Source organism: Microbacterium sp. H83, from assembly GCF_001650405.1.
Taxonomy (GTDB): domain Bacteria; phylum Actinomycetota; class Actinomycetes; order Actinomycetales; family Microbacteriaceae; genus Microbacterium.
The window spans coordinates 1-5883 of sequence record NZ_LWCU01000037.1 but is presented as its reverse complement, the minus strand read 5'-3'; the positions used below and the strand labels follow the sequence as shown (position 1 = coordinate 5883).

10 protein-coding genes are annotated in these 5883 nt (G+C 67.5%); 6 read left to right on the top strand and 4 right to left on the bottom strand.

The window, feature by feature from the left end:
* From A4X16_RS13830 to A4X16_RS13820, 3 genes are all read left to right on the top strand, one after another.
* Positions 1-238, top strand: a 238-nt coding sequence (locus A4X16_RS13830) for a transposase (RefSeq protein ID WP_197491843.1), incomplete at its 5' end; no start/stop codon positions are given.
* Positions 239-622: 384 nt separating this feature from the next.
* Positions 623-883: a hypothetical protein gene (locus tag A4X16_RS13825; protein WP_067121491.1), complete on the top strand. Its 261-nt coding sequence runs from the start codon at positions 623-625 to the stop codon at positions 881-883.
* Complete coding sequence (locus A4X16_RS13820; protein WP_067121489.1) at positions 883-2064, top strand: hypothetical protein; 1182 nt, start codon at positions 883-885, stop codon at positions 2062-2064. Before A4X16_RS13825 ends, A4X16_RS13820 begins: the two co-directional genes overlap by 1 nt.
* 40 nt (positions 2065-2104) lie before the next feature.
* Here A4X16_RS13820 and A4X16_RS13815 read toward each other — a convergent pair whose 3' ends face one another.
* Positions 2105-2686, bottom strand: coding sequence for a DUF6927 domain-containing protein (locus tag A4X16_RS13815; RefSeq protein ID WP_067121487.1), 582 nt, complete (start codon positions 2684-2686; stop codon positions 2105-2107).
* Between the two features lie 147 nt (positions 2687-2833).
* Between A4X16_RS13815 and A4X16_RS13810 the strand changes: the two genes are divergently transcribed.
* The 3 genes from A4X16_RS13810 to A4X16_RS13800 are packed head-to-tail and all read left to right on the top strand — an operon-like array spanning position 2834 to position 4336.
* The gene (locus A4X16_RS13810; RefSeq protein WP_067121485.1) at positions 2834-3343 is read left to right on the top strand and encodes a hypothetical protein; all 510 of its coding nucleotides are present in this window, start codon (positions 2834-2836) and stop codon (positions 3341-3343) included.
* 4 nt (positions 3344-3347) lie between these two features.
* Positions 3348-3851 carry a hypothetical protein gene (locus A4X16_RS13805; RefSeq protein ID WP_067121483.1) on the top strand — a complete coding sequence of 168 codons (504 nt, stop codon included), beginning with the start codon at positions 3348-3350 and terminating at the stop codon, positions 3849-3851.
* Complete coding sequence (locus A4X16_RS13800; RefSeq protein ID WP_067121481.1) at positions 3851-4336, top strand: hypothetical protein; 486 nt, start codon at positions 3851-3853, stop codon at positions 4334-4336. Before A4X16_RS13805 ends, A4X16_RS13800 begins: the two co-directional genes overlap by 1 nt.
* 71 nt (positions 4337-4407) lie before the next feature.
* On the opposite strand, the gene A4X16_RS13795 is transcribed toward A4X16_RS13800, so the two are convergent.
* From A4X16_RS13795 to A4X16_RS18130, 3 genes are all read right to left on the bottom strand, one after another.
* Positions 4408-4836 (bottom strand): DUF6573 family protein, encoded by a 429-nt coding sequence (locus tag A4X16_RS13795; RefSeq protein WP_067121479.1) that lies wholly within the window; start codon positions 4834-4836, stop codon positions 4408-4410.
* A 103-nt stretch (positions 4837-4939) separates the two neighbouring features.
* Positions 4940-5152: a hypothetical protein gene (locus A4X16_RS13790; RefSeq protein ID WP_067121477.1), complete on the bottom strand. Its 213-nt coding sequence runs from the start codon at positions 5150-5152 to the stop codon at positions 4940-4942.
* Positions 5153-5343: 191 nt separating this feature from the next.
* The coding region (locus A4X16_RS18130; protein ID WP_331709754.1) for an AAA domain-containing protein at positions 5344-5883 on the bottom strand (540 nt) is incomplete at its 5' end.

Below are 5883 nucleotides of genomic sequence, written 5' to 3'. Positions count from 1 at the left end.
GTCCACGAACCCGCTGGAACGCCTCAATCGGGAGATCAAGCGCCGCACCGACGTCGTTGGCGTGTTCCCGAACAACGCCGCCCTGCTCCGCCTGGCCGGCTCCGTCCTCGTCGAGCAACACGACGAATGGGAAGCCGCCGACCGCCGCTACTTCTCCGAAGCCTCCATGACCGAGCTCACCGCGACCACCCCCACCATCGACGAGGCGGTGATACTCCCCGAGATCACCGCCGCCTAAACTAACGACAGCTGATCATCGCAACGAAGCGAAAGACCACCACTCAAACGGACGCGGCCGCATTCATTCGCGACCCCGAAGGAAATCTCGTAGGTCTAGTGGCGTTCAGAGATCCAGCGGAAATCAAGTACTGACGGCTTCGACGAAGCTGGCCGCAGCCGTCGTGGACAACTCAGCACAGAATCTGGCCGCACTCCGGTGGACATCTTCGGTGGGAGATCCCGGCTCTGTGGCTGGCACCGCGGACAACTCTGAGCGGTTCCTACAAGTTCCGGCGTAGCCTCAACTGCGATTCCGATCGGCGATGTGCCTGTCCGCGAACGGTTCCGATGCCGGCCTATACCTGCAGTCGGGCCACAGCGGCTCGCAGAAGAGGAGGACTCCATGCCGAGCCGTGAAGACGTCGATGACGTCCTGCAGCGTGTTGGGTTGGTGGCGATCTCGTACTACCCGGAGATCCACGTCGACGAGCCGGATTACTCGGTCGGCAACGATGCGGACTGGTGTCTTGAGCCGCTGACAGATCTCTCCGCCGAGCAGCGCCGAGAGCTGCATGAGGCGATCGGGCTGGCGATCACGAATCCCACCGCTCATCGGTACGCGCTGTTTCAGCGACTGCTAGATCTGGCGCCTGCGGATTCCTGATGGCCGGGGGCGTCGACGACTCGTCGACGCGAGCGAACGGTGCGGGCTCGTCCGACCCGCACGCGGCTTGGCTACGCGCTGGGAAGGCGCGACAGGCAGCTAAGGCCGTCGACGAGGATGCTGCAGCGCGTGACCGCGCTGAGAAGGATCGGGCCTACAAGGCTCAGTACCGCGAGCAGAATCGCGAGCGGATCCGGGCGTACAAGGCCGACTACGACGCGAAGAACCGCGACGAGATCCGGAGGAAGAACCGCGAGTACATGCGCGCCCGGTCACAGCGGATGCGCGAGCTGAAAGAGCGGCGGGAGCGTGATCGCGAGCGTGTCAGGCGGTGGACGACTGCCCATCCGGAGCAGAAACGGGCATCCATACAGCGGTGGAGGGAATCGCACCCGGAGAAGACCGCGGAGTACTCGAGGCGCTACTACGAGCGCAACCGTGAAGCTGTGCTCGAGCGCAGCCGGCGGCGCCGCGACGCGGAGCCCGAGAAGGTGGCGGCGGCGGCGCGGGACTGGCAGCAGCGCAACCGGGCGCACCTAAGCGAATGGCAGCGCGCACATCGTGCAGAGAACCGCGATGCCTACGAGCGGACGCTGCGATCGAATCGTGAGGCAAAGATGCTGCAGCGCCGGCTCAAGGCAGCGGGTCTTCCGCCGCGGAAGCTGCAGCGGACGGCGGCGAGGGAGCGGCGCGCCAATGAGGGTGCCGCGCGCGACTTCTTCGAGAGACGGCGAGCTGCGGCTGCGCGGAAGCGTCTGCGGGAGGAGTATCAGCCGCTCGATCAGAGCGCGCTCGAGGAGTGGCGGCAGCGGTCACCGTTGGCGCGGCGCCGGTCGATCGACCTGGCCCGGTTCAAGAGCCGCCTGCAGCTGGCCGTGCACCGTATCGACGTCATCCAGGAGGAAACCCGGATGGACTCGATCGCGCATCAGCTGCGCGGCAGGGGACCGCTCGACGTCGACGCAGAGCTGAGACAGCGCGTCTTCGAGGTCGCGGGCGGACGGGAGTTCCTCGCGGCCGGCGGCGACCGCCACACTGCGGCGATGTTGCTCGAGGAGACCGTGGAAGGTCTGGCCGCGCCGGCGGTCGCACCGACCGGCGCGGGAATGATCTGGGTGCCCGAACACACTCGGCGGGGCCGGGAGATCGCCGGGCACTGGCGCCGGCGCCCCGGAGGGTGACGTGCGGTGGGCGCCCCTCCGTCCGGGCGCCCACCGTGTCTCAGCTGGCTGCGAGTGCGAAGCTGCGCGCGCGCCAGCGGGGGATCTTCACGCGCATCCCGTGGTGGTCGGGGAGTCGCAGCACGTCGCGCTCGACGATCTCGAAGACGGTCTCCGTTGTGGTTTGCAGCCCGCCCGAGAAAGTGAAGTCCTCGGCGAAGCGGATGCGATCGCCGCGGCGCACGCGGGGCTTGGCCTCCGCGAGCTCGAGGTTCCCCCAGCAGCGAGCGCGCCATTCCTGTGCGTGCTCGTGGGTGGTGGGGGTGAGTGCCTCGAGCACGCGGTGGGGCGCGTGCGAGGCGCCCGGGCCCATGGTCTCGTCCATGTCCTTGTACGTGAAGTTGTAGTGGCTGCGAGGGGCGGTGGAGTACAGCGCCACGAAGGCGAAGACCTCGCCGGCGTGCGGGTGGCCGTCGTTGTAGCGCACGGCCGCGTAGAACTCGTATGGCCAGTCATAGCTTCCGGCGAGGTAGTCCGGGTCGCGACGGGTTCCGCTGGCGATGATGGTGGCGTTGGTGAAGTAGTCGGCGAAGTAGTCGCGGACGCTGACGCCGGCCTGCTTGTGAGTGGATGTGGCACCCATGGTGTCCTCCTCAATTGCTAGTGAATGTGACATTCACAGAATACGACGGGCCACCGACATCTACGACGATGGAGCCGCATCATTGCGTGAAGTAGTGCTATCTTCGTGATCAGTGAAGATGCAACATCATGCGTCTAAGAAGGGTGAATGATGATCGTGGTGAATCTGCGGAAGTCGTACCGCGAAGTTCTCTCCGGCGTGCGCGACATGGAGGATGCGACGCTGGGCTGGTGGGCGGACGTCAACGATGACGCGATCGCACGCTACGGCGACGTCGTCGTGGGGGTCTACAACGACCAGGTCGTCTCGGTCTATGACGTCACCGGGCATGAGCGTCGCGAGGATGGACGAGTGTTCTTCGAGGCGGAGGAGTCCGTCGAGTTCGCCTCGCTGCTGCACCAGAAGAGTCCTGTGAAGCCGTGGGTGAGGGGTCAGGCTCGGCCGATCCAGTACATCGAGACCGATCTGGTTCGCCATGGTGACGCTCCCGTGGAGAAACTCGACGACGGTTACCGTCGCGCGGTCGTCGCCAACTACGTGCTCACCGTCGACGCCGATGGGATCGCGACGATCGAGCCGCCGGAGGGTGGCGTTGTGATTGTCACGGCCGCGGGGCGGAACGGGGCGCTGCCCACGGTCCTGCCGCGTAGGGCGTGAGTCGATGACCACGACGCAGCACATCGGCGCCGCGGGGGAGCTGCTGGTGCAGTACCGGCTCGTGAAGCGCGGCATAGACACCGCACGGCTGACGACGGATTCCGGTGTGGATCTCGTGGCCTACGCGCCGGGCTCCGCGAGCGCGGTGACGATCCAGGTCAAGACGCAGACCGCGCCCTCGCCCTCGGGCGGGAAGGGTGCCCTGTCGGTCGGATTCTTCTTCCCGGATGATCTGCGCGCGCAGCTGCTGGCGGTCACGCTGCTCTCGTCGGATGCCGTCTGGCTGTTCACCCGTGAGGAGGCGCGCGAGCTTGCTCAACAGCACAACGCCCGTGGGGTGCGGCAGCTGTACTGGTACATGGAGGAGCGTCCAGGCCGGGGTGCGGCGGCGGCGCCGCGGCACGCGGGGGACATGGAGCCATACCTGCTCGAGCGGCGCGTGGGCGACCTGTTCGGCGTGCCGGCGATCGCGCCGGCTGGGGCCGTCGCTTCGGCTGAGGTCCGCTGATGGTTGATCGTGCGCTGGCGTTGCCGGCGTCATGGGATCGAGCCTCGCTCGAGGCGGTCGGGTTCGAGGGCTTCGTGTCCTTCGGGGATCTCGCGAGCGCGGGCGTGCCGCGTGAGGCGGGGATCTACGTCGTGCTGCGCACGGCGACCACGACGCCGGAGCTGCTCGAGCTGACGCGAGCTCGAGCGGGATCTGCCTACCCGTTAGATGACCTGATTGGGCGGTGGGTGGCGGGGACTCCAGTGGTGTACATCGGCAAGGCTGAGGCGAAGGTGGGTGGGCTGCGGAAGCGGTTGGGCCAGTTCGCCCGGAAGGGTTCGAGCCATCAGGGAGGTCGTTCGATCTGGCAGCTGGCCGATCAGGACGAGCTGCTCGTGGCCTGGGCGTTGACGCCCGGCGAGTCCGCTGAGGACGTCGAGATCCGTTACCGGGCAGCATTCGCGGACGTCTACGGTCAGTGGCCGTTCGCGAACCGGAAGCGTTGAGCCCCTCGGGGATGCGGCGAGCGCCGCGAGGGTGCCGACTGGCCGGCACCCTCGCGGCCTACGGCGGCCGGTCAGTCCTCGCCGGGGAGGGCGACGATCACGCACGCCTGTCCGGTGAGGTTGAACCCCTCGACGCTGACCTGCAGCGGCTGACGGGTGGCGGTGGTCGCCTGGCTCGGCTTGCCGGAGGGGGTCGTGTCCGGGACTCGCAGCACGTAGGTCTCACGAGGGCTGCCGTCGTTGAGTGCGGCGCGAGCCGCGGCGCGGATGACGGTGAGCACGTCCCAGAAGCGGGCGTCCTCGCTCTGCCAGTTCTCGCCGCGCGTCCACTGCACCGCGGCCGCGTAGGCGGCGCGGGTGAGGAGGACCGGCAGGGTGTAGCCGGCCTCAAGTGCAGTGGCCGGGGAGAAGTGCAGTAGCAGCCCGTCCTCGACGGCCTCCTCGGCAGTGTAGACGGCGATGATCTCTGCGCCCTCGAACGGGTTGCTCGGCTCGGTCATGGTGTCCTCCAGTGGTGCGAGTGAATGTGACATTTACACTTTAGAGGGGGCCTCCGACATCAGGACGCCCCGCCCTTGATTTGGGGGCGGGGCGTCCTGGCGGTCAGATCATCTCTTGGGTGCGAGCGAGGGTGTCGACGATGACGATGCCGTCCTCTTGCGGGACGACGATGGTCGAGCGCAGCTCGTAGCCGGACTTGCCGTATTCGTTCAGGTCGGTCTCGCGCATGTGCCGGGCCTGGCTGTTGGCGGTCGTCGCCTCTGTCGAGGTGATCTGGCGGGTGTCGAGGGTGATGAAGCTGGTGCGAGTGTTCATGGGGTTCCTCCCGGTTGTGCGTTAGTGAATGTGACATTCACAATCTAGCGGGGGCGTCCGACATTGACACCCCACGAGCGGCCCTGTCGGTATAGGCCTGGGGTCGAGGGGTTCGCGGACATGACGCAGCACGCTGGGGAGGGACATCAGCAGTGCGGCGGGGTTGGCAGCTCGACCGCAGCAGGAGCGTTCTACGTGGTCCCCAGCAGGCGGGCCAACAGGGCCGCGTGGAGCGCGAAGGTGCTGTGCTGGGGCTGTTCGCGCAGCGCTTCGGCGAGCGACTCGGGCGAGCGCTCGTCTGTGATGACGGTGACGTGCGCGCGGTGACGGGACAGCGCGACGCACAACCGTCCGAGGTCGAGGGCGAATCGCTCGGTCACGTCGTGGCCGAGTAGGGGGTGGATCGCGACGACGGCCTCGCGTTGCAGTCCCTGGGCCTGGTTGATCGTGCCCACGAACACGTCGGGCAGATCGGCCAGGCTTGCCGCGGCGAGCGCTGATTGCTCGACGTGGGGGGCGATCACGGCCACGTCGGAGGGGTCGAGGGTGCGGGTGCCGTCCGGGGTTGTGACGGTGCCGGTGGCGAGTAGGTCGCGGACGGTTTGGGTGGCGGCAAGGATGACGCGCGGGTCGGCGGTGCCGCCGGTGGCTGGGTGCGCGGTGGCTCGGTATTCGGGGAGGGGTGTGCCGCCTGCCGCGATGTGGCGGGGTGGGCGTGCGGACGTGAACGG

Coding starts and splice junctions, on each gene's coding strand:
- A4X16_RS13820 (WP_067121489.1), top strand. CDS start 883: ATGGCCGGGGGCGTCGACGACTCGTCGACGCGAGCGAACGGTGCGGGC.
- A4X16_RS13815 (WP_067121487.1), bottom strand. CDS start 2,686: ATGGGTGCCACATCCACTCACAAGCAGGCCGGCGTCAGCGTCCGCGAC.
- A4X16_RS13805 (WP_067121483.1), top strand. CDS start 3,348: ATGACCACGACGCAGCACATCGGCGCCGCGGGGGAGCTGCTGGTGCAG.
- A4X16_RS13800 (WP_067121481.1), top strand. CDS start 3,851: ATGGTTGATCGTGCGCTGGCGTTGCCGGCGTCATGGGATCGAGCCTCG.
- A4X16_RS13810 (WP_067121485.1), top strand. CDS start 2,834: ATGATGATCGTGGTGAATCTGCGGAAGTCGTACCGCGAAGTTCTCTCC.
- A4X16_RS13795 (WP_067121479.1), bottom strand. CDS start 4,836: ATGACCGAGCCGAGCAACCCGTTCGAGGGCGCAGAGATCATCGCCGTC.
- A4X16_RS13790 (WP_067121477.1), bottom strand. CDS start 5,152: ATGAACACTCGCACCAGCTTCATCACCCTCGACACCCGCCAGATCACC.
- A4X16_RS13825 (WP_067121491.1), top strand. CDS start 623: ATGCCGAGCCGTGAAGACGTCGATGACGTCCTGCAGCGTGTTGGGTTG.